At 69.6% G+C, this 24,755-nt stretch carries 14 protein-coding genes; 6 read left to right on the top strand and 8 right to left on the bottom strand.

Annotated elements, in window-relative coordinates; translation table 11 throughout:
• Nucleotides 1-15 precede the first annotated feature (15 nt).
• From HS104_28545 to HS104_28525, 5 genes are all read right to left on the bottom strand, one after another.
• On the bottom strand, nt 16-1,143 hold the full coding sequence (locus tag HS104_28545; protein ID MBE7483902.1) for a response regulator: 1,128 nt from the start codon (nt 1,141-1,143) through the stop codon (nt 16-18).
• The gene (locus tag HS104_28540; protein ID MBE7483901.1) at nt 1,140-3,656 is read right to left on the bottom strand and encodes a response regulator; all 2,517 of its coding nucleotides are present in this window, start codon (nt 3,654-3,656) and stop codon (nt 1,140-1,142) included. Before HS104_28540 ends, HS104_28545 begins: the two co-directional genes overlap by 4 nt.
• Nucleotides 3,653-5,131 (bottom strand): class I SAM-dependent methyltransferase, encoded by a 1,479-nt coding sequence (locus HS104_28535; protein MBE7483900.1) that lies wholly within the window; start codon nt 5,129-5,131, stop codon nt 3,653-3,655. Before HS104_28535 ends, HS104_28540 begins: the two co-directional genes overlap by 4 nt.
• Nucleotides 5,128-5,706 carry a response regulator gene (locus HS104_28530; protein ID MBE7483899.1) on the bottom strand — a complete coding sequence of 193 codons (579 nt, stop codon included), beginning with the start codon at nt 5,704-5,706 and terminating at the stop codon, nt 5,128-5,130. Before HS104_28530 ends, HS104_28535 begins: the two co-directional genes overlap by 4 nt.
• 601 nt (nt 5,707-6,307) lie before the next feature.
• Entirely contained in the window at nt 6,308-7,120 is an 813-nt protein-coding gene (locus tag HS104_28525; GenBank protein ID MBE7483898.1) for a tetratricopeptide repeat protein, read from the bottom strand.
• Between the two features lie 118 nt (nt 7,121-7,238).
• On the opposite strand from HS104_28525, the gene carB reads away from it, so the two are divergent.
• The 6 genes from carB to HS104_28495 all read left to right on the top strand — a co-directional run bounded on the left by carB (nt 7,239) and on the right by HS104_28495 (nt 19,333).
• Nucleotides 7,239-10,592, top strand: coding sequence for a carbamoyl-phosphate synthase large subunit (gene carB, locus HS104_28520; protein ID MBE7483897.1), 3,354 nt, complete (start codon nt 7,239-7,241; stop codon nt 10,590-10,592).
• Nucleotides 10,593-10,670: 78 nt separating this feature from the next.
• The gene (locus tag HS104_28515) at nt 10,671-11,150 is read left to right on the top strand and encodes a hypothetical protein (GenBank protein ID MBE7483896.1); all 480 of its coding nucleotides are present in this window, start codon (nt 10,671-10,673) and stop codon (nt 11,148-11,150) included.
• Nucleotides 11,151-11,419: 269 nt separating this feature from the next.
• The gene (locus HS104_28510; protein ID MBE7483895.1) at nt 11,420-13,735 is read left to right on the top strand and encodes a transglycosylase SLT domain-containing protein; all 2,316 of its coding nucleotides are present in this window, start codon (nt 11,420-11,422) and stop codon (nt 13,733-13,735) included.
• A 65-nt stretch (nt 13,736-13,800) separates the two neighbouring features.
• Nucleotides 13,801-15,369, top strand: a complete 1,569-nt coding sequence (locus HS104_28505; protein MBE7483894.1) for a protein kinase — start codon at nt 13,801-13,803, stop codon at nt 15,367-15,369.
• Nucleotides 15,370-15,371: 2 nt separating this feature from the next.
• Complete coding sequence (locus HS104_28500) at nt 15,372-18,110, top strand: VCBS repeat-containing protein (GenBank protein MBE7483893.1); 2,739 nt, start codon at nt 15,372-15,374, stop codon at nt 18,108-18,110.
• Nucleotides 18,107-19,333, top strand: coding sequence for a PEGA domain-containing protein (locus HS104_28495; protein ID MBE7483892.1), 1,227 nt, complete (start codon nt 18,107-18,109; stop codon nt 19,331-19,333). Before HS104_28500 ends, HS104_28495 begins: the two co-directional genes overlap by 4 nt.
• Here HS104_28495 and HS104_28490 read toward each other — a convergent pair whose 3' ends face one another.
• From HS104_28490 to HS104_28480, 3 genes are all read right to left on the bottom strand, one after another.
• Nucleotides 19,334-20,098 (bottom strand): hypothetical protein, encoded by a 765-nt coding sequence (locus tag HS104_28490; GenBank protein MBE7483891.1) that lies wholly within the window; start codon nt 20,096-20,098, stop codon nt 19,334-19,336.
• A 121-nt stretch (nt 20,099-20,219) separates the two neighbouring features.
• Nucleotides 20,220-22,100 (bottom strand): hypothetical protein, encoded by a 1,881-nt coding sequence (locus tag HS104_28485; GenBank protein ID MBE7483890.1) that lies wholly within the window; start codon nt 22,098-22,100, stop codon nt 20,220-20,222.
• A 692-nt stretch (nt 22,101-22,792) separates the two neighbouring features.
• On the bottom strand, nt 22,793-24,664 hold the full coding sequence (locus HS104_28480) for a hypothetical protein (protein MBE7483889.1): 1,872 nt from the start codon (nt 24,662-24,664) through the stop codon (nt 22,793-22,795).
• Nucleotides 24,665-24,755 lie beyond the last annotated feature (91 nt).

Here is a 24,755-nt window from a genome sequence, read left to right as displayed (position 1 = left end):
GCAGGGTCCCCGCGTTCAGCCCCGGTAGGGTGGAAGCTCCAGGCGGAAGCAGGCGCCAGTGGCAGCGGGCGGCGCGGTCAGGGTCCCGCCGTGATCCTCGGCGATCCGGCGCGAGATCGCCAGGCCGAGGCCCGCGCCGCCCTCGGCCTTGGTGGTGAAGAACTGCTCGAAGACCCGGTCCCCGAGCCCCGCGGGGATCCCCGGCCCGTTGTCGCGCACCTCCAGCACGGCGTGGTCCTCTTCGGACCAGATGGCGATTTGCACCGCGTTCCCGGGTCGTCTGGCGCCGAACGCCTGGAGCGCGTTGACGACCAGGTTGAGCACGAGCTGCATGAGCTTGGGGCAGGAGCCCGCGACCCGGGGCTCTCCCTTCACGACCAAGCGGGTGTCCGCGTGCTCCCGCAAGCCTCGGGGCACCAGGCGCAGGGCCTGCTCCGCCACGTCGCGGAGGCGGATCTCTTCGGGCACCGTGGTGCTCCGGAACAGCTGCCGCATGTCGGCCAGAACGGTGGTCATCTGGTTGGCCCCCAGGCACAAGTCGGCGACCAGCGACGACAGCGCGTCCACGCGGCTCCGCAGCCGTGGAGTCGCCGCGCCAGGCTCGCGCAGCTCTCTCTCGAGCTGCTCCAGCTCACCTCGCGCGACGTCGGCGCTGGCCGTCACGATCGCGAGCGGGTTCGCGAGCTCGTGCCCGACCGCCGCCGCCAACACGCCCAGCGTGTAGACGCGCTCCACCTCCCGGAGACGTCTCTCCGCGTCGCGGAGCTGGCGTGCGGTGTCCCGAATCGCCAGCGCGTCCCGGAGCTCGGCCAGGAGCTCCTCGGGTTGCCACGGCTTGCGGATGTAGCGACGGACCTGCCCGCGGTTGATGGCGTCGATCGCCGCCTTCAAGTCGGAGTACGCGGTGATCAGGATGCGGATCGTCTCCGGCGAGATCCGGAGCGACTGCTCGCACAGCTCGACGCCGGTCATCCCGGGCATGCGCTGATCGGTGACCAGGACGGCCACCTCTCGGCTCTCCAGCACCTCCAGGGCGCGGGCCGCGCTGGGGGCCGTGCAGAGCTCCATCTCGCTACCGACGATGGCCTCGCAGACCAGGAGGTTCGCGTCGTCGTCGTCGACGAACAGGACCAGGCCGCTCACGCCGCCGCCTCCATCGCAGGGATACCGACGATGAACTCGGCGCCGCCGCCGGCTCGCGGGCGATAGCGGATCTGCCCGCCGACCTCCTCCAACAGGCGCTGGCAGAGATAGAGGCCCAGCCCGGCGCCGCTGTCGGAGTCGGTCGAGGGGAAGAACGGCTCGAACAACAGGTCCACCAGGTCCGGCGGGACGCCGGGACCGTCGTCTGCGACCGTGACCTCTACCCCTGCCGCCGTGTCCCGGCTCTCCAGCCAGATGTTCTTCGGACGCACCCGCACCGCGTTGTGGAGCAAATTCAAGAAGACCTGGTTCAGCTGACGCGCCGGCGCGATGACCGGGCGTCGCGCCGCGAGCTCCCGGTGGATCTCGACGCTGCCGAGGGTGTGGGAGAGGAGCTGAAGAGAAGAGTCGAGTCCGGCCGACACGTCGCACACGTTCTGCTCGATCGGTTCGGCTGGCCGGACGTGCTCCTCGAGCACGGAGATCACGTCGCAGATCCGCTGCGCCCCTTCGATGACGACGCCCAGGAGCTTGTCCCGGGGCACGCGAGAGGTCTCGGCCATTTGCAGCGCGCGGGCAGCGTTCACGATGGCGTTGACTGGGTTCTTCACCTCGTGCGCGACGCCTGCACCGAGCACCCCGGCGGTGGACAGGCGCGCGCGGTTCGCCAGGGCGAGCCCCATCGCCCTGAGCCTCAGGTGAGCGCGAATGCGTGCCTCGAGCACCCGCGGGTGGAACGGCTTGGTCACGAAGTCGTCTGCCCCGGAAGCGTAGCCCTCCAGGGTGGCATCGGTGCTCGAGCGCGCCGTGAGCAGGATCACGGGTGTGGCGGCGAGGGTCGGGCTCTGCTTGATCTGGCGGCAGAGATCGGTGCCGCTCACCCCTGGCATCATCACGTCGGTGAGCACGAGATCGGGGCGCGCCGAGTGGACCAGCGGCAGGGCGGCAGCGCCATCGGCGGCGGACAGGACCTCGAACTCCTGGTCCAGGGTGCGCACCAGGAATTCGCGCAGGTCGCTCTCGTCCTCGACGACCAGCACGCGCGGGCGCCGGCCGCGCTCCAGCCGAATGGGCGTCTCGGCGCGCGGAAGCGCGGGCGGCGCGGCGGCCTCGGGGTTGCCCGCGGAGCGGTCCGTCGCGCGCCGGCCCGGGTGCTCGGCCCGGGTCACGCTCCGGCGCTCGACGACCTCGGCGCCGAGGTGCTCCCGCCCGCGGGGCAGCTCCAGGTGGAAGGTGGCGCCGCGGCCCAGGGTGCTCTCGACGTAGAGCCGCCCGCCGTGCAGCTCCGCCAGCTCTCGCGCCAGCGCCAGGCCGATCCCCGCCCCGCCGTGCCGCCGCCGCACCGAGCCCTCGACCTGGTAGAAGCGGTCGAAGATGCGCGCCTGGTCGTCGGCCGCGATGCCCTCGCCGTCGTCCCGAACCTGAACGCTGGCGCCAGACTCGGTGGCAGCGAGGATCACGCGCACGTGTCCTCCGCGCGGCGTGAACTTCAGCGCGTTGCCGACCAGGTTCGTCACCACGATCTCGATCCGGTGAGGGTCGCCCCACAGATCGACGACTGACCCCGAGGTGTCGAGCTCGAGCTCGATGCCCTTGGCCTCCGCCGTGGGTCTGGCGGCACCGACGATGCGTCTGAGGATCTCGTCGAGATCCAGCTCCGCGATGCGAAGGCGCAGGCCGCCGGCATCGAGCCGCGCCAGATCCAGGAGATCCTCGATCAGTCGCATCAACCGCTGGGCGTTGCGCTGGATGATCCCGAGCGCGACACGCTGTTCGGGGGCTTCGGTCTTCGCCAGCAGCTCCTCGACGGGGCTGAAGATCAGCGTCAGCGGCGTGCGGAGCTCGTGGGAAACGTTGGCGAAGAACTCGTTCTTGAGCCGGTCCATCTCGCGCAGCTTGCCCAAGGTCTCTTCGAGCTCGAGGCTCGACTGCTCGGCGCGCCGGCGTGCGTCGAACTCTCGCTCGGCCGCCCGGTAGCGAATGACCGTGGACGACACGGAGATCGCCGCGGTCAACGCCAGGAAGTAGAAGTTCCCGAACGCCACCCGTAGATCCACCTCGCCGCGCCAGAGCCGGGGCAGGTCGGGCAGGACCCACAGCGCGAGCAGGCCCGTGCTGACCACGAGCGCATCCCTGAGCCGCCAGTTGTAGAGCACCGCGACGGCCAGGATGCACAAGCAGAGCCCTGCGTAGTAGCTCGACTCGACGCCGCCCAAGCGCATGATCATGGCTTCGATGGCGGCCCCGCACACGAACGGCGGCCCCGCACCCATGAGCAGGGGATGGCGCTGAGCGGCGGGGAGCCAGGTCAGCCCGAGGAGCCCGAGCGCCACCACCGAGGAGACCACGCGAATCAGCAAGAGCTCGCGGACGCGTGACGGGTGCAGCACCCAGTCCAAGGTGAAACCCGCCGGCATGAGCACGGCCGACAGCACGTAGCCGAGGCGCGCTCCGGAGAGGTTCCGGCGTGCCAGCTCCTCCTCGAGAGACGGGCTCGCCGCCGCTCCGCTCATTTCCACACGCGCAAGAACAGGTTCACGCCAGTGGGTTCGTGATCGACGAGCACGCGGGTCGGGCGCGGCTGGAGGTGCTCCGCGAACGCAGAGAGCTCCTCCGGCGTCCGATGGATCAGGTTCCAGTCGAGACAGTACTCCATGAACCAGCGCGTCGGGTTGTGGGCTGCGACGTTGCCGATCGCGAGCTGTCCCCCCGGGACCAGCGCATCGTACAACGACTCGAGGAGGGCCACCACCGTGCGCGGGCTCAGGTAATCGAAGAGGCCAGCGCTGTAGACGAAATCTCGGGCGCCGAGCGCCGCGCCCAGCCGGCGGCTCGCGAGCAAGCGCCGGACGGACTCGCTGATGATGTCCAGATGAGCGCCGGTGCGCGCTCCCAGCGGGCCCAGGGTGCGCTCGCAGTAGGAGATGGCCCGTTCCTCCTGGTCGAGGAGCGCGACGTCCAGGCGCGGCCCGATCCCGGGGTCGGCGGTCAAGAGGGCCGCGATCTCCTGCGCCGGCCCGCAGCCGATGCTGGCGACCCGCACGCGTCCACTGCGCTCGGCGACCTCATTGCGGATCAGATCCCCCAGGTAGGTCAGCCGGTTGATGTTGGCGCGGGCCGCCGGCTCTTGCGCCCCGTACACGTTCAGCGCTCGGGCGAACAGCGAGTCGCCTTCCGCGTGATCGCGGTAGAGCATGTTCATCATCTCGTAGTCCCCGGCGTAACCCAGAGGCTTCTCGAAGGCCCGACGCAAGAGCGGTGACTCCAGGATCAGCGCGTGCAAGTGCGCGCGGTAGTAGGCGCGGTAGTGTGGGTGCTGGTCCTCCGAGAGGCGCGAGGCGAAGTCGGCCAGCTCCTCCGAGGCCGCGTTCATGTGCGCGACGATCTCCGGTGCGACGGTGTCGAGGTACGCCGCGAGGGTCTCCTCGCGGGAGTAGCGGTCGAGCCCGGCGACGGCGCGCTCCTCGGCGTCCAGGAAACTCTTGGTGGCCAAGAGCCAGGCTCTGAGATCGGCGACCCAAGCCTTGAACTCGGCGAACAGCTTGACCCCCTGCCCGGACGCCAGGACCGCGGCGAAGCGCTCCGCGAACGCGCTCTGCGAGCTCAGGCGATGAACCAGGCCGAGATCGACGCCCGGCGCGGAGAGCTCGAGCCCGAGCAGCAGATCGCCGCCGCGCTCCGCCACGTGGCGCACGCTGGCGTCACCCCGGTGGATGGGGCCGTGCTTGCACTCGATGCGCAGCTTCTCGACGCGATCGCCGAGCAACACCAGGCCGTGGGAGGAAGCGCGATCCGGGAGCACCAGCGCGAGGCCCGACAGCGAGAGGTCTTCCACCGTGCCCTCGATGCGGCCGAGGGTCGCGTGTCGCCCGCGGGCCAGCGTGTCACCGAGCCTCAGATCGCCGAGCCGGAGGCGCCGGGCGCGCAGGCGGCGCGGAGAGCGCTGGAGGGGAGTAGTGGCGGTCTCGAGTCGTACCGGTTCGGTCATCGCATCACCTCGTGGTTGCGTTGCAGTCCGAGCAGGCGGAGCAGCGCGCTGACGTCGAGGGGCTTGGACAGGCAGGCCAGCGCTCCGGCTGCTTCGAACCGCGCTGCCAGGTCGCGCCCGGGGTGTCCGGTCAATGCCACCACCGCGATGTGCTCGGTGTCGGCGGACTCGCGCAGCCGGTGACACAGCTCGACCCCGTCGATGCCCGGCATGAAAGCATCCAGGATCACCGCATTGGGCTGGAAGGTGCCCACTTTGATCAGGCCGTCCATGGCGCCCTCCGAGGTCTCCACCGAGAGCTCCGGTACGTGACGCTTCATCAAGCGCTTCGCGTTGCGCAGGAACACGGGATCGTCGTCGATGAACAGCAGCCGCTCGACCGCCGTCAGCACCGCGGGGACGGGCATGCGTCTCCCGCGGAGGAAGCGGACCAGGTCGAGCGTCGCGACGCGGCGGTGACCTCCAGGAGTGCGGTGAGCGTTCAGCCAACCCTTCGCGATCCAGGTCAGCACGGCCGACGGGCTGACCTCGAGCAGGGCGGCCACTTCGTGCGTCGTCAGGCTGCTGGCCCGCATGCCCGGCCAGGGTACAGGAAATATAGGAATAGTAAGTTTTGTACTTTAGGCCCGCGGGCCGGACGCGGGAACCGAGCCGGAAACGGGCACGGGGACGGGGGGACGAGAGCAGAACCTGATGCGGGGTCTGGTCCGGAACCTGAGATGCGGGGTCTGGTCCGGAACCTGAGATGCGGGGTCTGGTCCGGAACCTGAGATGCGGGGTCTGGTCCGGAACCTGAGATGCGGGGTCCGGTCCGGAACCTGAGATGCGGGGTCTGGTCCGGACCCTGATGCGGGGTCTGGTCCGGAACCTGAGATGCGGGGTCTGGTCCGGAACCTGAGATGCGGGGGACTTGCGAGGCCGAAGGCCGAGCCCGGAATCACTTCAACAGTCTTGGCAAGATCAGATCACGATCGGCCAAAGAGAGAAGAGTGAGAAAACCCGGCGAGGCCGGGCGCCGGCTGTTTGTCCGGTGGGAAGAGTCGCCTCGCGCGTGGGCGGTCCGCGGAGCGAGATCAAATCCCGAGTGAGAAAACCCGGCGAGGCCGGGCGCCGGCTGTTGGTCTGGTGGGGAGAGTCGGGAGGCGCGTGGGCAGTCCGCGGAGCGAGATCAATTCATCAGAACCGCCAGCTGGCCGCCGCCGCCGCGCCGCCCGGCGCCACGCCGAGCCCGACGTTGAATCGCTGAGGCTTTCGGGCTTGCTCTTGGCTGGCAGGCTTCCCCGTGAAATACAGCACGGCGCCGATGCTCGCGCTGACCACGGCCACCCCGGTGAGAATGGTGCTGGTGAGCGCCAGCGTCTTGCCCGCGGAGACGTCGTCGTCGGTGCAGCCCGGGGAGCACTGGTCCTTGGCGTCGTTGTACTCGCCGTTGGCGAGGACGCCGGTGAGCACCGCGCCAGCGGCGGTGATGCCGCCGATGCCGAGCAGGACGAAAGCCGGGACGTTGCTCTTGGCTTCGACCGGTCCCTTCTGGTCCGGCTTGCCGGTCGGAGCGGGGCCGCCCGCAGGCGTCTCACCGGGGGTCTCGCCGGGCCCGGTCGGGGGCGGCTCCGTCGTTCCCTCCTGCGCGCGCTTCTCGAGGTTCGTGATGCGCGCCTCGACCGTCGCGCGCTGCTCGGAGTCCGGCGCGACTTCGAGGTACTTCTTCAGCGACGCGACGGCGGCCTTGAAGTCGCCCTTGCGCTCGTGGACCGTGGCGATGTTGAGCAAGAGGTCGGGGCGCTTGGAGAGCTCGTAGGCCTTCTCGAAGGCCTTGAGCGCGTTCTCGTAGTCGGCCTCTTGCAGGTACGCGACGCCGGACTCGAAGTGCCGGCGAGCCAGGTCGTCCGGGCTGTCCCCCTGGCCCAACGCGGTGGCGCTCTGGCTCGCGATGGCGAGCGCGACGAGCGATGCCCAGAAGCGCGAACGCTGCCTCGTCCCTCGGTGCATGCCGCCGAGCTTAACCCGCCTGGCCCGGCCCGACAAAACCCCGCGATTCGCGGGGGGCGAGGGACCTGCTTCTCCCCAGGCCGGGGCTGGGATAGACGCCGCGTTCGAACCCACCGAGATGCCCAAGCGCGAAGACATCGAGAAGATCCTGCTCATCGGCTCGGGCCCCATCGTCATCGGACAAGCGTGCGAGTTCGACTACTCGGGGACGCAGGGCGCCAAGGCGCTGACGGCGCTGGGCTACGACGTCGTGCTGGTCAACTCGAACCCGGCCACCATCATGACGGATCCGGAGCTGGTGCGCCGGACCTACGTCGAGCCGTTGGAGCTCGAGACGCTCACCGCCATCATCGAGCGCGAGCGGCCCGACGCCCTCTTGCCGACGCTGGGCGGCCAGACCGCGCTGAACCTGGCGCTGGCGCTGCACGAGAACGGCATCCTGTCGCGGAACGGCGTGAAGCTGCTCGGCGCGCAGATCGAGGCCATCCGCAAGGCAGAGGACCGGCAGCTGTTCAAGGAGGCGATGGCGCGGGCGGGGCTCGAGTGCCCGCGCTCGACCCACGCCGAGAGCGTGGCGGAGGCACGGGGCTTCGCCGAGCTCACCGGCTACCCGGTGATCTTGCGCCCCAGCTTCACGCTCGGTGGCTCCGGCGGCGCCATCGTGCGCGACGCGGGTGAGCTCGAGGCGAAGGTGGAGTGGGCGCTCCAGCAGTCGCCGACCCACCAGGTCCTCGTGGAGGAGAGCGTGCTCGGCTGGAAGGAGTACGAGCTCGAAGTCATCCGCGACAAGGCCGACAACTTCATCGTGGTCTGCTCGATCGAGAACCTCGACCCGATGGGCGTCCACACCGGGGACTCCATCACCGTCGCGCCGGCCATGACGCTGACGGACCGGGAATACCAGCGCCTGCGCGACGCGGCCCGGGCGGTCATGCACGAGATCGGCGTCGAGACCGGCGGCAGCAACGTGCAGTTCGCCGTGGACCCGAAGACCGGGCGCGTGCTGGTGATCGAGATGAACCCGCGAGTCTCGCGCTCGAGCGCCCTGGCGTCGAAGGCGACCGGCTATCCGATCGCGAAGATCGCCGCGAAGCTCGCCGTCGGCTTCACCCTGGACGAGCTCCAGAACGACATCACCGGCACCAGCGCCGCCTTCGAGCCGACCATCGACTACGTGGTGGTGAAGTGGCCCCGCTTCGCCTTCGAGAAGTTCCCCGGGTCGGACAACCGGCTGGGCCCGCAGATGAAGAGCGTGGGCGAGGCGATGAGCATCGGCCGTACCTTCGCGGAGGCGCTCCAGAAGGCCGCGCGCTCCCTCGAGACGGGCAAGGACGGCCTGACCAGCTTGGTGGGACGGGTGGACTACCGAGCGCTGCTCGAGGATCCGACGGCGGCGCGGGATCTGGTCCACGACGCACCGCCCATGGCCCGGCCGCGCGCCAGCGCACCGCCGCCGAGAGACGAGCTCGGCGCCCTGCTCGAGAAGATCGTGACCCAGCCGACGGCCGAGCGGTTGTTCCACGTCGCCGACGCGATTCGGCAGGGGATCTCCCTCGAGCGCCTGCACGAGCTGACCGCCATCGACCCCTGGTTCTTGCGCCAGATGGCCCGCATCGTGGCGGAGGAGCAGACGCTGGCGTCGGCTCACGAGCTCAGCCGCGAGCTTCTGCGCCAGAGCAAGCGCTTGGGCTTCTCCGACGCGCAGATCGCCCGCCTCCGGGGCGTCACCGAGGCGGACGTGCGCGCGGCCCGCGAGGCCGCCGGAGTCCACGCCGTCTACGGTCGGGTGGACACCTGCGCGGCCGAGTTCGTCGCGAAGACGCCGTACCTGTACTCGACCTGGGAGACCGAGAGCGAGGCCGAGGTCAGCGATCGCAAGAAGGTGGTCATCCTCGGTGGCGGTCCGAACCGCATCGGCCAGGGCATCGAGTTCGACTACTGCTGCTGCCACGCGGTCTTCGCCCTGCGCGAGCTGGGCATCGAGACCGTGATGGTCAACTGCAACCCCGAGACCGTCTCCACCGACTACGACACCAGCGATCGGCTGTACTTCGAGCCACTGACGCTGGAGGACGTGCTGTCCATCTGCCGGGAGGAGGCGTCGCGCGGCGAGCTGCTCGGGGTCATCGTGCAGTTCGGCGGGCAGACTCCGCTCAAGCTGGCGGTGCCCCTCGAGCGCGCCGGCGTGCGGCTGCTCGGGACCAGCGCCGACGCCATCGATCGAGCCGAAGACCGCGAGCGCTTCGACGAGCTGCTCTCGAAGCTGGGCCTGCTCCGGCCCAAGGCTGGCATCGCCAAGGGCGCCGCGGAAGCCAAGCGCATCGCCTCCGAGATCGGCTACCCCGTCCTGGTGCGCCCCTCTTACGTGCTCGGCGGGCGCGCCATGATGATCTGCTGGGGCGAGACCGAGCTCGACGCCTACGTGGAGCTGGCGATCGACGCGGCTCGCGAGGAGGGCGGCTCGCAGATCCTGCTCATCGACCAGTTCCTGAAGAACGCCGTCGAGGTCGACGTGGACTGCGTCTCCGACGGCAGAGACGCGGTCATCGGCGGCGTGATGCAGCACATCGAGGCAGCCGGAATTCACTCCGGCGACTCCACCAGCGTGCTGCCGCCGTACAGCCTGGAGCCGGCTGTGATCGCCGAAATCGAGCGGAACACGCGGGCGTTGGCCCTGGAGCTCGGCGTAGTGGGCTTGATGAACGTACAGTTCGCGGTCAAGGACGGCGTGGTCTACGTGCTCGAGGTGAACCCGCGCGCGTCGCGCACGGTGCCCTTCGTCTCCAAGTCCACTGGACGGCCGTTGGCGAAGCTCGCCGCCAAGGTCATGGTGGGCAAGACCCTCGCCGAGCTCGGCATCGAGGACGAGCCGGTGCCGACCCACGTGGCGGTCAAGGAGAGCGTGTTCCCGTTCGCGAAGTTCCCGGGGGTGGACACCATCCTCGGTCCGGAGATGCGCTCCACCGGCGAAGTGATGGGGATTTCGATCAGCTTGCCGCTCGCGTTCGGCAAGTCGATGGCCGCGAGCGGCTATGCGCTGCCCGACCGCGGTCGCGCCTTCATCAGCGTGCAGGACGACGACAAGGCAGCCGCTTGCGACGTGGCACGCCGGCTCAGGAACCTGGGGTTCAGCATCGTGGCCACCGGCGGCACCGCGCAGGCGCTCGAGGCCGCCCGCATCCCGGCGGAGCGCATCAACAAGGTGCTCGACGGCTCGCCCCACGTGGTGGACGCGATCGAGGCGGGCAGCATCCAGGTCGTGGTCAACACCAGTCAGGGCGCGAAAGCCATCCGTGACAGCTACTCGATCCGGCGCACCACGCTCTTGGCGAACATCCCGTACTTCACCACCTTGAGCGCGGCTCGGGCGGCCGTGGACGCCATGGAGGTGCGCTTCGTCGCGGGCCGGAACATCAGCGCCGTGCGGAGCCTGCAAGAGTGGCATCAGCGCGCGCGGCGCGCGGCCGGCTGACGCTCTGATTTCGCTGGGCTGCCTGAACGCCCGTCCCGGAAAGTCGCCCCCCCTGGGCCGATGAGCTAGGGTCGTTCCGTGAAGCGGCGCTACCCCCTCACGGCCTTGGAGAGCGTGCGCCGGAGCGCCGTGGACGGGCACGTGCGCGAGGTGGCCGAGCGGGCGAACGCCACCAGCGAGGCGCGGCGCGAGGAGGAGCGGGCACGCCGCCTGCGTCGGGAAGAGGAGGCGAGGGCGCGCGCGCAGCGCGACGCGGAGCGTTCGCGGGTGGAGGAGGGCGCGGCGCGGGCCGTGGACCTCCAGGCCCAGGCAGCGTTCGAGCAGGCCGAGCAGGCGCGCCTGGCGCGGCTCACCGAGCGCGAGTTGGAGCAGAGCGAGGTCACCCGACGGGCGGCTGCGGTCGAGCAGAGCGCGCGCGCGGAGCTCGCCCGCGCCGAAGCCGACGCCAAGGCGGTCGAACGGCACCACGAGCGCTGGAGCGCGGAGCGCGAGCGGGAGCGAGAGAACGAAGCCGAAGACGCGATCCAGGACGGTTGGTCCGCTCGGAGGCGCGCGTGAGGTTCGGACTCGACCTCCGCTGTCTCGGCATGGGCAGATCGCGATCCGCCACCGAGACCCGGACTTACGAGAATTCCGGCGAGACCGGCGCATCCTCGCCGTCAGGTGGGAGTGATCGCCCAGCGCTCTCCTCGACGAGAACCCCCAAGGGAGCAGGGCGCAGCAGCGAGCGCTGGGCGCGGTGGCGCGAGCCCTCGGTGACACTCTCGCTGATTGCGCTGTCGCTCGCCGCGTGTTCGGCACAGCAGGCGCCAGTGGGCTCGCACGGCGTGCAGACCCCGATCGGCAGCGACGCCGGCGTGGCGCTCTCGAAGGCGACGCCGGTCGTGATCAAGGACGAGATCTCGATCGAGGAGTTCCAGCCGCTGCTCGCCGAGCCGGTGCTCGCGCGCGCGCAGAAGCAGGTGGACGCCGGCAACTACGCCGCCGCGGCCCGCGAGGTCGAGGCGCAGATGGGCAAGGTCGAGTCGACGCCGAAGAACGTCGCGCGCTTCCAGATGTTGCTCGGCCGCCTGCGCGAGCTCTCCGGCGATCTGGCCGGAGCGACCGCCTCCTACCAGCTCGCCGCCGCGGAGCGCTGGCCTCTGTCTGGCTACGCGACGCTGGCCGCTGGGCGGGTGATGCTGCGCGCGGGCAAGACCGAGCAGGCGATCGGCTGGCTGGAGCGCGCTCCCAAGGAGCCGCCGATCGCCAGCGACGCGCGGCTGCTCTTGGCCGAGGCTGCGCTCAAGGCTGGCAAGCCCGACCTCGCCATCGACGCCTGGCGCGCCCACATCGGTCAGAGGCCCGCCGAGTCCACCGACCTCGCCCTGCGCCTGGCGGGTCTTCTGCTCGATCGGTCCTCGGGCAAGGCGGCCGCGGACGCGCTCTCGGACCAGCGCGAGGCGCTCGGCCTCGCGCGCCGCGCGGTCGCCGAGAACGCCGGCAGGCTGCCGGCGCTCGACCGCGCGCGCAAGGTCGAGAAGCGAGCGCTCGATGCGCTGCCCGCGGCGGAGCGCCGCCGCCTCGCTCGGCCCACGCCGGAGGAGGAGCTGATCCGCGTGCGCGCGCTGGTCGAGGCGAAGCTCGAGGCGGACGCGGAGAAGGCCGCCGATGCCCTCATCGGCTCGCTCGACAGGGCCGCGCGCTGGGGCAGCGTCGGCTGCGAGGCTTCGTTCTGGCGCGCCAAGGCCATCGCGCTCAAGCGCGAGGCCGCGCGGGCGGCAGGTGCGTTCGACGACGTGGTGGAGAACTGCAAGAGCGATGACGATCTGCTGGCGCGCGCGCTCTTTCTGGCGGGCAAGCAGGCCGCGGCGGACGGTCGCCACATGCAGGCCGTGCAGCGCTACTCCGAGCTGGAGAAGCTCTTGCCCAAGCACCGCTTGGCCGACGACGCGCGCATGGGAGCCGCGCTCGGCTACTTCGAGCTGGGGATCGAGGCGCGCTTCACCGAGCTGCTGTCCACCATCATGGACGACTACCCGGAGGGGGACGTCGTGCTCGACGCGGTCTTCCGCCTGGCGTTGCGCCGCATCGAGAAGAGCGACTGGCCCGGCGCCGCCAACGTGTTGGAGAAGGTGGCGAGCACCATCGCCAAGAACGACAGCGCTCGGGGCACGGAGCACAGCGGGCGGGAGCGCTACTTCCTGGCACGGGCCTTCATCGAGAACGGCGACGCCGAGCGCGGCTATGCCGAGCTCGAGTCCATCGTGCGCGACCTGCCGCTGTCCTATTACATGCTGCACGCCTGGGCGCGTCTGGTCGAGAAGGACCCCTTCCGCGCCAGAAAGGTGCTGGAAGAGGCCGAGAAGAAGGCCGCCACTCAGCCCTTCAGCTTCGAGCACCAGCCGGAGTTCGACTCCCCCGGGTTCTTGCGCGCGATGGAGCTGCTCCGGCAAGGCGAGCTCGAAATGGCACGGCGCGAGGTCGAGGCCCTCGGCATCGCGAAGCCCGGCGCGACGCCTCGCTTGCTCTGGGGGCTCTCGCTCCTGTACTCCCGAGCGGGCTCCGCGCGGGACGCCCACGTCATCGCCCGCGGCATGCTGACGGACTGGCTCGGGCGCTGGCCCGCCGGCGACTGGATCAAGGCCTGGCAGCTGGCCTACCCGAGGCCTTACCGCGTCATCGTGCAGCAGGAGACCAAGAAGAGCTCCGTGGACGAGTCGCTGGTCTACGCCGTCATGCGCGAGGAGAGCGCGTTCGATCCGAACGCCGTCAGCCCAGCCGACGCTCACGGGCTGATGCAGCTCATCGTGCCCACCGCGAAGATGCTCGCGAAGCCGGTGGGGCTGCCGTACGACGCCGCGAGCTTGAAGCAACCCAGCGTCAACATCGCGCTCGGCGCGCGGGGCCTCGCGGATCTCGAGAAGACCTTCGCCCAGAACCCGCTCCTGGCCATCCCCGGCTACAACGCCGGGCCGAACCGTCCGCGGCGCTGGATTCGCGAGCGCCCGCGGGCCGACTTCGACGTCTGGGTGGAGCTGATCCCGATCACCGAGACGCGCCGTTACACCAAGCGCGTGCTCGCCAGCCGGGCCGCCTACGCCTACCTCTACGACAAGCAGCGTGCGGCGGAGGCCATGGCGCTGCCCGTCCGCCTGGACTGAAGCCGACGATCGTGGCCAGCGGCAGGCGGTCGGAGTAGGCTTTCGCCGAGCGTGAGGGCCTCTGGATGGCGACCTGCCCCAAGTGTTACACCCGGTACCCGGACGAGACGCTGAGCTGCGAAGCGGACGGTGAGGCCCTGGTGCCGGACGCCGCCATCGCCGCGATGGATCGCGAGGTGCTGCCGGGGGAGATGATCGGTGAGTACAAGATCGAGGCGAAGCTCGGCGAAGGCGGCTTCGGCGCCGTCTACCGCGCCATCCAGCCGCTGATCGGCAAGCAGGTCGCGATCAAGATCCTCTCCCGCAGGCTCTCCGGCGACCCCCAGATGGTCTCGCGCTTCGTCGCCGAGGCCCGCGCCGTCAACCAGATCCGCAGCAGGAACATCGTCGACATCTTCGGCTTCGGATCGCTTTCCGACGGCCGCCAGTACTTCGTGATGGAGCTCTTGAGCGGGTCGACGTTGGAGGACTACATCCGCCAGCGCGGGCGCATCCCGGTCGAGGAGGCCGTGCCCATCCTTCGCGGGATCGCCCGCGCCCTCGACGCGGCGCACGCCGCCGGGATCGTGCACCGCGACCTGAAGCCGGAGAACGTGTTCCTGGTGGCCGACGAAGAGCAGCGCTTGATGCCCAAGCTCCTGGACTTCGGCATCGCCAAGCTGATGGGAGGCGCCACCGGCGGACACAAGACGCGCACCGGCGTGCCGATGGGCACGCCCTATTACATGTCGCCGGAGCAGTGCCGGGGCGACAAGGTGGACCACAAGACGGACGTCTACTCCTTCGGCGTGCTGGCGTTCCAGGCGCTGACCGGCGCGCTGCCGTTTGGCGGCGAGTCGTTCATGCAGATCATGTTCGCCCACGTCAGCGCGGCCCCGCCGGTTCCGTCCCAGGCGGCGCCCGGGCTGGCGCCGCAGCTGGACGCGGCCATCTTGCAGATGTTGGCCAAGGCCCCAGGCGATCGTCCGGAGTCGTGCGGCGCCGCGGTCGAAGGGCTGGCGGCTGCGGCGCGCAGCGCGGGGCACGCGGTGGGGACGCTGCCCATCGGAACCCCGGCAGCGCTGCTCGGCTCCGGGACGCTGGACGGCAAAGGGCTCGCCCACGCCAGCACCGCCATAGCGGACACGGGGCCGACGACGCTCTCGGCGCTCTCCACCACCTCGACCAAGAGCAAGACGCCGCTGGTCGCCATCGGGGTGGTCGCGCTCGTCGCCTTGGTCGGCGGCGGCATCGCCCTCGCGGTGTCGAGAAAGTCCTCGGAGCCGACCGTTGCCACCGCGACGGCGCTGCTCCCGAGCGTGACCGCGACGCCGCCCGCCTCGGAGACCGCGGCGCCTCCCGCGTCGGTGACGGCGTCGCCCGTCGTCTCCGGCCCGGTACTGCTCACGCTGACCTCCGAGCCCAAGCAGGTCGACGTCTATCTCGGCGACGAGAAGCTCGGCACGAGCCCCAGCGACGAGATCCGCCTCGAGCGCGGCGACGGGGAGCTCGTGCTCACGATCAAGGCCGACGGCTACCTTCCGGAGAAGGTCAAGGTCAAGCCTGTCGCCGACGTGTCGACCTCGGTCAAGCTCAAGAAGAAGGGCGGCGGCGCGGGCAAGGCGGCGCCCGGGACCGGAGCGCTGGAGTACTGATGATGAAGCCTCGTCGAATGCTAGTGGCTCTCTTCGCCGCGTCGGGCCTTCTGGGCGGCTGCACCGACCTCGCTGACATCGACGCCGGCACCTGCGGCAACGGCGTTCTGGAGGCGGGTGAAGACTGCGATCAGAGCGGCGGCGGCTGCATCCAGCCCGGAGAGTCGTTCCAGTGTCGCTTCGAGTGCAAGACCGACGCGGACTGCACCTCGGGCTGGCGCTGCGGCGCGGACCAGGTGTGCCGTGAGCCCACCGGCTCGTTTCAACTGGGCGACTACCTGCCGGCGGACAACCAGATCGATCTCGGCGTGGCGGAGGTCAACGGCGCAGCGCCGGCCGATCTGGTCACGATCTCGGCGTCCGGAGAGCTCGTGGTCCGCTTCGGCGGCAGCGGCCTGAGCGACGTCGCGCGCTTCCAGACGCGTGGCGCGCGGCCCGCGACCGGGCAGCTCACGAAGGAGGCGAACGCCGACATCGTCCACATCAGCGACTTCGCCATCGGCGTACTGCTCGGCTCGCCCCAGAAGACGCTGCGCCCCGTCGCATACGCGCCAATTCCCATCGAGCAAGGCGAGTCCCGCTTCGTGGTCCTCGAAGGCAAGCTTCCGGACGTCTCGAAGGGCGAGAACGATCCGAAGACCGCGCTGGAGATCCGCAACTACCTGTTCGACGACATCGTCGTGCTGGCGGGCGACAAGATCGTCGACGCCTTGTCCCAAGAGCTGAACCCGAACATCGCGACGATGCCCTTCGACTCCGCGACCCTCATCGGCGGAGTTCCGGTGGGGAACGTGGACGAGGGTGCAGCCTCGCCGTGCGACGAGATGGTGCTGGCGCCCTTCCTGGGTAGCCAGGTCTACGTGTTTTCGCCCTGCAAGCAGGGTGGCGTCTCGTGGAACGACGACTTCGCGGCGCTGCCGCCGGTCACGCTGCCCGGCGCTACCACGGTGGGTGGAGGAGTCTTGCTCGCCGACTTCGACGGGGATGGGCACCTCGATCTCCTGATCGGCGGCGCGCTGCCTGGGCCCCCTGGTGAAGGCGCCGAGGCGCTGGCGCTCGTGGCCTATGGCGCGGGAGACGGAACGTTCAACAGCACCTCGCCCGCCGTGCCGGGTGCGACGGACGGCAAGGCGGCGCTGACCACGCTGCTCCTGCCGAACATGCCGCTCGCCGCTGGCGACATCAACGGCGACGGTCGCGCCGATCTGGTGCTGCCCCACGCCTTCGTGATGAGCGTGCCGGGGTGCAACCAGCTGAGCAAGGCCTGCTACGACGCGTATCCGATCCTGCTGGGCGGCCTGATCGCCGCGCGCGTCGAGGACTTCAACGGCAACGGGCTCCCCGACGTGGTCGCGATCTCGGGGCAGGTTCGCTCGGTGTTCTTCTTCAACGGCACCGGCTCCAACGTGACGAACCTGTTCGTCGTTCCGACGGTGGGCCTGCCGACGACGCTCGCTTCCGGAGATTTCGACGGCGATCTGGTCCGGGACGTCGCCATCGCCGAGAGCCAGGGCGGCATCATCGGCGTTGGCGGAACGGCGACGAAGGGCGGTGACGTGGGTGTGGTGCCGGACCCATCCGACGGCGACGTGCTCTCGGTCCTGTTCGGCAAGCTGCAAGGCGCACCCGAGCCGCCGGTCCGCATGGGCGAGCTCGGCTGGGTGGAGGGCATCCTCACCGGAAACCTGGCCGTTCAGGGCTTCGACAAGATGTCCGATATCGGCGTCCTGAGCACTGATCAGTTCGGAGCGCGCGCCGTCGCGCTGTTCGCCGGCGCGAGCAACCGCCAGCTCCAGTCGCCGTTCCAGCTGACCGACTCGGGCGGCGAGCCGGATCTCCCGGTCGCGGTGGGCGTCGGCCAGTTCACCAGCGACGACCACCTGGACATCGCGGCGCTGGCGGTGACCCTCGGCGGGGAGACTCGCTTGTGGCTGGTGCCCTCGACCGGGACCGCCGCGCTCAGCACGGGCACGACCAAGGTGCTCACGCTCGGCGCGGGCTCGGACGTCGCGCCTTGTTCGGCCTCGCTGGTGAGGATGGACCTCGACGCCGACGGCAGGGACGAGCTCTTGGTGATCGGCGAGGCCGCCGGTGCGAATGCCCAGGGCGCGCGCATCGTGGTGGCGCGCGCGAGCTCCAACGAAGGGGTCGACTCGTTCTCGCTCGATCCTCCCATCGACTTTCCGGAGCTCAAGCTCACCAACCACCCGCTCCCGCGCTCCTTGTGTCGAGCCTACTTGACCGGAGAGGATGTGGAGGAGGCGGAGGGGCGGCTCGGCCGGGTCGAGGTGGGCAACGTGGACGCCACGGGTGGGCAGGACCTGGTCGTGATGACCTTCGTCGCGACCGGTGAGGGCGAGCAGCAGACCCTGACCTCGCGCCTGCTCGTGTTCCCGGACGGCAAGCTGGACGCCGGCTCCGCGCTCGACATCGCGCTCCCCTCGGACGTGAACCCAGTGACCTTCACGCTGCTCGACGCGGACAAGGATCCCGAGCTCGAGCTGGCGTACTTCGCGCCCCAAGGCACGTTCGTCGCCGACCTGGATCTGGCGGCGAAGAAGCTGACCAACCTGGTGACCCTGGACCAGCCGTTCTTCGGCGCCGAGCCCGCCACTGCGCCTGGCTTCGACTTCCCGATCAACCCGGTCGCCGGCGACTTCGACGGGGACGGGATCCCCGACGTGGCCATGGGCTACCTGTCCGGCACTCAGCTCTTCTACGGCGTTCCGGTGAGAAAATGAGGCACGGGGTCTCGGCGCTCTTGCTCGTCGCCTCGCTGCTCGCGAGCCAGCCGGGTTGGGCCGCCGACGAAGCGCGCACCTACTTCGAGATCGGCGCGAAGGCCTACCAGGCCGGACGCTTCGTGGACGCCGCGCAGGCCTTCGAGGAAGCGTACAAGCGCTCGAACCGGCCGGGCCTCCTGTTCTCGCTCGGGCAGGCCCACCGCATGGAGCACGCCGCCCGCAACAACCCGGAGCGGCTGCGGGACGCCATCCACTACTACGAGGAATACCTGGCCAAGGAGCCGCAGGGAAAGCGCGCCGCCGAGGCGGCCGACGCGCTCTCGCGGCTGCGTCCTCTGGCCTCGGCGGCTGGCGAGAAGGTGGCACCCGCGACGCCCGCGGCACCCAGCAAGCCCCGCGTCATGATCTCGTCGCCCACACCCGGCGTGAAGGTGACCTTCGACGGCCGCGCGGTCAGTCACCCCTTCATTCAGGAGGTCCAACCGGGCAAGCACAAGGTCGTGCTCAGCGCGCCCGGCTACGAGACTTACGAGCGCGAAATCACCGTCGACGCGACCAGCGGCACGCCGCCCCTGGACATCCCGCTCGAGGAGCGCCCTGCGCTCTTGGTCATCCAGGCCCCGGACGGCGCGGAGGTGGCCATCGACGGGCGCTTGCAGGGCGTGACTCCGCTGCCGCCGTTGCCCGTGCCCTCGGGCAAGCACTTCGTGAGCGTGACGCTGAACGGCAAGAGGCCCTTCTCGGAGCGCGTGACGCTGAAGCGCGGCGAGAAGCGCACGTTGAGTGCGTCGCTCGAGAGCACCGGCCAGCGCACGGCCTCCTGGGTGCTGATGGGCGTCGGCGCCGGCGGGATCCTCGCGGGTGGGGTGCTGGGCTTCGTCGCGCTGAACAAGCAGAGCGAGGCGGAGGACATCCTGAACGCCACGCGCGAGCAGGGGAACCAGAGCCCGGGCAGCCTCTCCCGGTACGACGATCTCCGGCAGAGTCGCGACGATTTCCGCATGGCTGCCGTGATCTCGGCCAGCGTAGGCGCGGGCCTCGGCACCCTCGGCTTCATGCTCTACGCGTTCGATCCGGCGAAGGCTCCGTTGCCACCGGCGGACGATGCCGTCCCCGGTCAGCCGACCGGACCCACGCCCGGGGCGCCGAGCATGGAGATCTCCGCGGCGCCGCTCTGGGCCCCCGGTTTCGCGGGTGGCGGCGTGCTCGGCCGGTTCTGATCACCCGCCCGGGCAGGTGAGCACGAAGTTCCCGCCAGCGTCGGTCTTGCACAGATCGCCGCACATCTGGTCCTTCAGGCACGCGCAGCTCGGTGCGGAGCCGCAGGCGCTCGGCAGCTCCTTGCACGCGAAGGAGTCCGGGTAGCCACCGACGTCCGACGTCACGACCTCGCAGTACTGCTTGCCGGTCATGCAGAAGAGCTGGCCGCAGGCGAACATGTCCTGAGGCGGCGCGCAGCCACCCTTGGCTGCCACGTCCCAGCCTCCGGACTGCCCCGCGCACTCGTTGCCCGCCTGCTTGCCCTCGCAGGTGCACACCGGCGCATAGAGCAGGTCGCAGCCCTGCGGGCGCTTCACGCACTTCCCTGCTACGCCAGCGCCGCAGAGGTTGTCCGGGTAGTCGCACCACTCGTCGGCGGCGCAGGCCTTCGTGGGGGTACACTCGTCGCCGGTCGGCTCGCAGATCCCGGTCTTGGGCCACGACGAGCCGGGCGGGCACTGTGGGTTGCCGGGCGTCGGGCAGATCGGCGTCACCGGGCTGCCTTGGGCGTCGCAGCACGGCACGAAGCTCTCGCAATCGCCACCGGTGCCGCCGCCGCCACCCGTGCCGCCGCCGCTCGAGCCGCTGCTACCGCCGCTACCGGCGCTCGAGCCGCCGCTGCCGGCATTCCCACCGGTGCTCGAGCCGTCGCTGTCCGTGGAGCCTCCGCAGGCGAGCAGCAGGGTCGAGAGCAGGGCGGCGCCGGTGACCTGGGTCCAGTTCATGCGGGGCGCTCCTGCAACCCGCGTTCCAGCGCCGCCACCCGAGAATCTCGGGAGATCACCGAGGGCGGTGTGCCGCGCTGTGCCACTCGTGGCGACACCGGCGGCGCTCGACGTCCGAGGTTCAGTTCTTCGGGCAAGGCGGGCACAAAGGTTCCTTGTTCGCCTCGCTGACGCAGATCAGATCCCACTTGCCGGCCTGCGAGTCGCAGCAGAACTTGTCCTTGGCGCAGACGGCCTTGGTGCAGTCCGAGCAGGTCTCGCTGAGCGCCACGCCGGTCACACACTCGCTATGGGTGCCGCACGGCGTCTTGCCGCAGGCTCCGCCGCACAGCGGCTTGATCGTGACGTCGTTGAGCACGAGGTCGACGCACTTTTGAGCCCAAGATCCGCCGCTCAGGTTGCAGCACGAGGGGTCCGCGTCGCAGACCGCGAGGGTGCAGTTGCTGCAGGTGTCCTTCATGGCGCCTCCGGTCTCGCACGGCGTGTGCGCCGCGCAGCTCGGGTCCTTGGCGCAGGGCGTGCCGCAGATCTCTCCAACGGCCGCCACGCAGAGCTCGTCCCAGCCCAAAGTGCAGCAGAACGGGTCCACCAGGCACACGGCCGCCTCGCACACGCCACACTTCGGGTCGAGGGCGGCGCCGGGCGTGCACTTGTCGTGCCCGCAGTTGCCGCTGGTCGGGCCGCTGCCGCTGCCCGCGCCGCAGCCGTCGAGCGGGTTCGCGCAGGGCAGGCACACGCCGTAGTCGCCGGCGACCTCCTGGCACTGCATGTGGATCTGGTGCTTCTTGTCCTTGCCGAACAGGAGATCCATGAGGAACGCGGCGGCCATCTGCATCAGCGGGTCGCCCTTGAACAGGTCACCGATCAGCGGGTCCAGCTCGATGGGCTTGCAGTCGCCGTCGTCGTTGCAAGGCACGCAAATGCCGCACTTCTTGCCGTCGATGATCTCGATGCTGGCGCAGGCCTTCATCGGGAACTTCAGGATCGAGTCCTGGATCTTGATCTTCTTGATGCCGAGGTTGATCTCCCCTCCGCCGACCAGGTCACGGATGATCTTGCCCACGTTCACGTCCATGCTGACGCCCGCGCAGTTCGCGTCGCTGGAGCAGGTGTTGGTGGCGCCGTCGAAGGGTGGGGGAAGCACCGCGCCGGCGGAGAGCAGATCGGTGCAGCCCGTGGCCGGGTGCGTGCAAGTGCCGTGGGTGCCGCCGTTGATCGGGAACTTGCACTTCCAGGTCTCGGTGGAGCTGGTGTTGCCGCAGCCGTAGCACTCCGCGTCTTGCTTGCAGTCGGCGCCTTCACCACCGGCCGAGCCGCAGGGCTTGATGCACTTGCCGCCGGAGCACTCCATTCCGGGGACGCAGGGCTTGGTCGGTGAGCACTCCGCGCACACGTGGTTGTTGCAGGCCTTGGCCTGCATGCCCCCGGACTCGCATTTGTCGCAGTCCGTGTCGGCGGTGCAGTTGGTCGGGCACTTGTTCTCGCACGCGCCCGTGCTCCCGCAGGTCTGGTTTCCGGTGCAGGACGCGGTGTTGCCGGTGACGCAGGCCACGCACTTGCTCTGCGCCGTGTCGCAGACCTGGTGCATCGGGTCGCAAGCGGCGCAATCCGCGTCCTTCGAGCAGGAGATGGTGGGCGTGCCGGCGTTCGTGGGGCAGGTGAGCTCCTTCGGGGCGCAGGTGCCGAAGGACGTACACACTTCACCGGGCTTGCACGGAGTCTTGGCGTCACAGGCGATGCAGCGGGTCTGGGCCACGTCGCAGATCGTCCGCCCGTAGTTGCAGCCTTCGCACTCCTGGTCCGAGTGGCAGTTGTTCAAGAGGCACAGCCCGGAGCCGGTGCCGCCGCCCGCGGCTCCGCCGAGACCGCTGTCGCCGCTGCCTCCGCCGCTGCCGCCGATGCCGGGCGGCCCGCCTCCTCCTCCCTTGCCGCCGCCGCAGGCGGGCAGCGCGAGCGCGAGCGCGAGTCCGAGGGCCAGGAGCGTGGCAAGAAAGGACTTCATTGGAGCCTCCAACCGGTTCCGAGAGGATAGCACGACTGATTTGGGCGGAGCCGCGGGCCTGCGCAGCGGATGCAGTCAGAGCGCCCCGAGGCCGGACAGAGCAGATGCTGTCAGAGCGCCCGGAGGCCCGAGGCCGGACAGACCAGACGCTTTCAGAGCGCCGCGGGGCCGGACAAATGCTTTCAGAGCGCCTCGAGGCCGGAGGCCGAGCCCGCCACTACTTCACGAGTCTTGGCACGATCAGATCACGATCCGCCAAAGAGAGGAGAGTGAGAAACCGGCCCGGGCCGGCGCCGGCTGTTTTGGCTGAACGGCAGAGTGGCGAGACGTGTGGGGAGTCCGCGGAGCGAACAGGATCTGCCGGTTGTTTGGACCGAACGGCAGAGTGGCGAGACGGGTGGGGAAGATCCGCGGAGCGAACAAGATCCTGAGACGCGTGGGGGATCCGAGGAGCGCACAGACCAGATGCCGTCAGAGCGCCTCGAGGCCGGAGGCCGAGCCCGCCACTACTTCACCAGTCTTGGTACGATCAGATCACGATCGGCCAAAGAGAGGCGAGTGAGAAACCGGCCCGGGCCGGCGCCGGTTGTTTAGACAGAACGGCAGAGTGGCGAGACGCGTAGGCAATCCGCGGAGCGAGAAGTGCCTCGCGAGACAGACTCGCGTCCGCGGACCGAGCACCATCTCTCAGATCACGGACAGGTGCAGCCCGTCGTGGTCTTCGCCTTGGTCACGCACAGGCTGTCCCACGAGGTGTTGCAGCAGAAAGCGTCGGCGTTGCACACGTTGGTGGCGCAGGTCGAGCAGGTCTTGGTGAGCGGCCCGCCCGTCGTGCACTCGCTGTGAGCGCAGCCGGTCCCGCAGGCGGTGGCGCAAGCCGTCTCGCCCTGGGCCTCGGTCACGCACTGAGCGTCCCACTTGGTGTTGCAGCAGAAGGCGTCCTTGTCGCAGACGGCCTTCGTGCAGGCGCTGCACGTCGGGCTCAGCGCCTTGCCTTCGGTGCAGGGAGTGTGGTCGCAGGTCGTGGTGCTGCCGCCGCTGCAGCCGTTCGGGCAGTACTTCTCCACCGCCTTCTTGCAGATGTCGTCCCAGGCCGTGGTGCAGCAGTATGAGTCGTTCTTGCAGACCTCGGCGGCGCAGGTGTTGCAGCTCTCCTTCAGCGGTCCGCCGGTCGTGCACACGTCGTGATCGCAGTTGCCGGTGCCGCCGCTCGAGCTCTGTCCGCAAGGCTTCAGCGGGTTCGAGCAGGGCGCGCAGACGCCGTAGCCCGCGGCGATGTTCAGGCACTGGAAGTGCAGGCTCTTGTCGCTCTCCGAGCCGAACAAGAGCTCGAGCAGCAGGCCACCCGCGATCTGGGCCAAGGGGTCGCCCTTGAACAGGTCGAACACCAGCTTGCTGATGTCGATCTTCTTGCAGTCGGAGTCCACCTTGCAGGGGACGCACACGCCGCACTTCACGTTGTTCACGAGCTCGAGGCTCGCGCACTTGCTCATGCCGTAGTCGACCGTGGCGTCCTGGATCTTGATCTTCTTGATGCCGACGTCGATCTCGGGGCCGCCGACCAGATCGCGGATCAGCTCGCCCACGTTGTACTTGATGCCCACATTGGCGCAGTCCGCGTCGCCCGAGCAGAGGTTCGTCACCTTGTCGTAGGGCGGGGGCAGCACGGCGCCCTGGCCCAAGTCCGAGCAGCCGGTCGCCGGGGCTGCGCACACGCCGTGCAGGCCGCCGTTGATCGGGAACTTGCAGTCCCACTTCGGCGCCGTGGCGTTGGTCGGATCGCCGCAGCCCGCGCAGTCGCTCTTGGTGTTGCAGGTGCCGGCGGCCTGACCGGGGATGCCGCAGGGCTGGATGCACTGCCCCTTCTGGCAGAGCTTGCCCGACGGGCAGGCGTAGGTGTCGGAGCACTCGGCGCACTTGTGGTTGAAGCAGGCCTTGGCCTTCTTCAGGTTGGGCGCCTCGCCGTACTCGCAACGGAAGCAGTCGTTGTCCGTGGTGCAGCTATCCGGGCACTTGTGCGAGCACTTGTTGTCGACGCAGATGTCGGACTGCGAGCACTGGCTGGTGTTGCCCTCCGTGCAGGCAACGCACTGGCCCTTCGCGGGGTCGCAGATCTGGTGCATCGGGTCGCAGGCCGCGCAGTCCGCGTTGGACTGGCAGGTGATGGTCGGCTCGCCGTTGGTGTTCGTGGGGCAGGTCTGGCCGGACGGGGCGCAGGTGCCGAACGAGCTGCACACCTGCCCGGGGGGACAGCCTTCCCCGGTGGTCGGGTCGCAGGCCACGCAGCGGTGCTCGCTGACCTTGCACTTGTTCCGGCCGGAGGTGCAGCCGTCGCACTCCGCGTCCGAGTTGCAGTTGTTCAGCAGGCAGACGCCGGTAGTATTGCCGGTGCCGCCGGAGCCTCCGAGGCCGCCACCGACGCCGCCGGTGTTGCCCACGTTGCCGGAGCCACCGGAGCTCGAGCCCCCGCCGTCGTCGCCGCCGCAGGCGGGCGCCAGGGTGAGGGGAATTGCGACCGCAAAGGCCGCCACGAACAAACCCTTCAGGCGATCAGCGAAAGACACGGCTGTCTCCTCCAGATAAGAAACCCGAGCAACCAGGATAGCGAACCCCGGCGAGAAAGGAAAACCGGGCGCGGTCTACACCCGACGGGGG

Source organism: Polyangiaceae bacterium, from assembly GCA_015075635.1.
Lineage (GTDB): Bacteria > Myxococcota_A > Polyangia > Polyangiales > Polyangiaceae > JADJKB01.
Note: the sequence above shows the minus strand (reverse complement) of the source record. Positions and strands in the feature narration are given on the sequence as shown.

Coding starts and splice junctions, on each gene's coding strand:
- HS104_28485 (MBE7483890.1), bottom strand. CDS start 22,100: ATGAAGTCCTTTCTTGCCACGCTCCTGGCCCTCGGACTCGCGCTCGCG.
- HS104_28530 (MBE7483899.1), bottom strand. CDS start 5,706: ATGCGGGCCAGCAGCCTGACGACGCACGAAGTGGCCGCCCTGCTCGAG.
- HS104_28490 (MBE7483891.1), bottom strand. CDS start 20,098: ATGAACTGGACCCAGGTCACCGGCGCCGCCCTGCTCTCGACCCTGCTG.
- HS104_28500 (MBE7483893.1), top strand. CDS start 15,372: ATGAAGCCTCGTCGAATGCTAGTGGCTCTCTTCGCCGCGTCGGGCCTT.
- HS104_28540 (MBE7483901.1), bottom strand. CDS start 3,656: ATGAGCGGAGCGGCGGCGAGCCCGTCTCTCGAGGAGGAGCTGGCACGC.
- carB (MBE7483897.1), top strand. CDS start 7,239: ATGCCCAAGCGCGAAGACATCGAGAAGATCCTGCTCATCGGCTCGGGC.
- HS104_28505 (MBE7483894.1), top strand. CDS start 13,801: ATGGCGACCTGCCCCAAGTGTTACACCCGGTACCCGGACGAGACGCTG.
- HS104_28495 (MBE7483892.1), top strand. CDS start 18,107: ATGAGGCACGGGGTCTCGGCGCTCTTGCTCGTCGCCTCGCTGCTCGCG.
- HS104_28525 (MBE7483898.1), bottom strand. CDS start 7,120: ATGCACCGAGGGACGAGGCAGCGTTCGCGCTTCTGGGCATCGCTCGTC.
- HS104_28535 (MBE7483900.1), bottom strand. CDS start 5,131: ATGACCGAACCGGTACGACTCGAGACCGCCACTACTCCCCTCCAGCGC.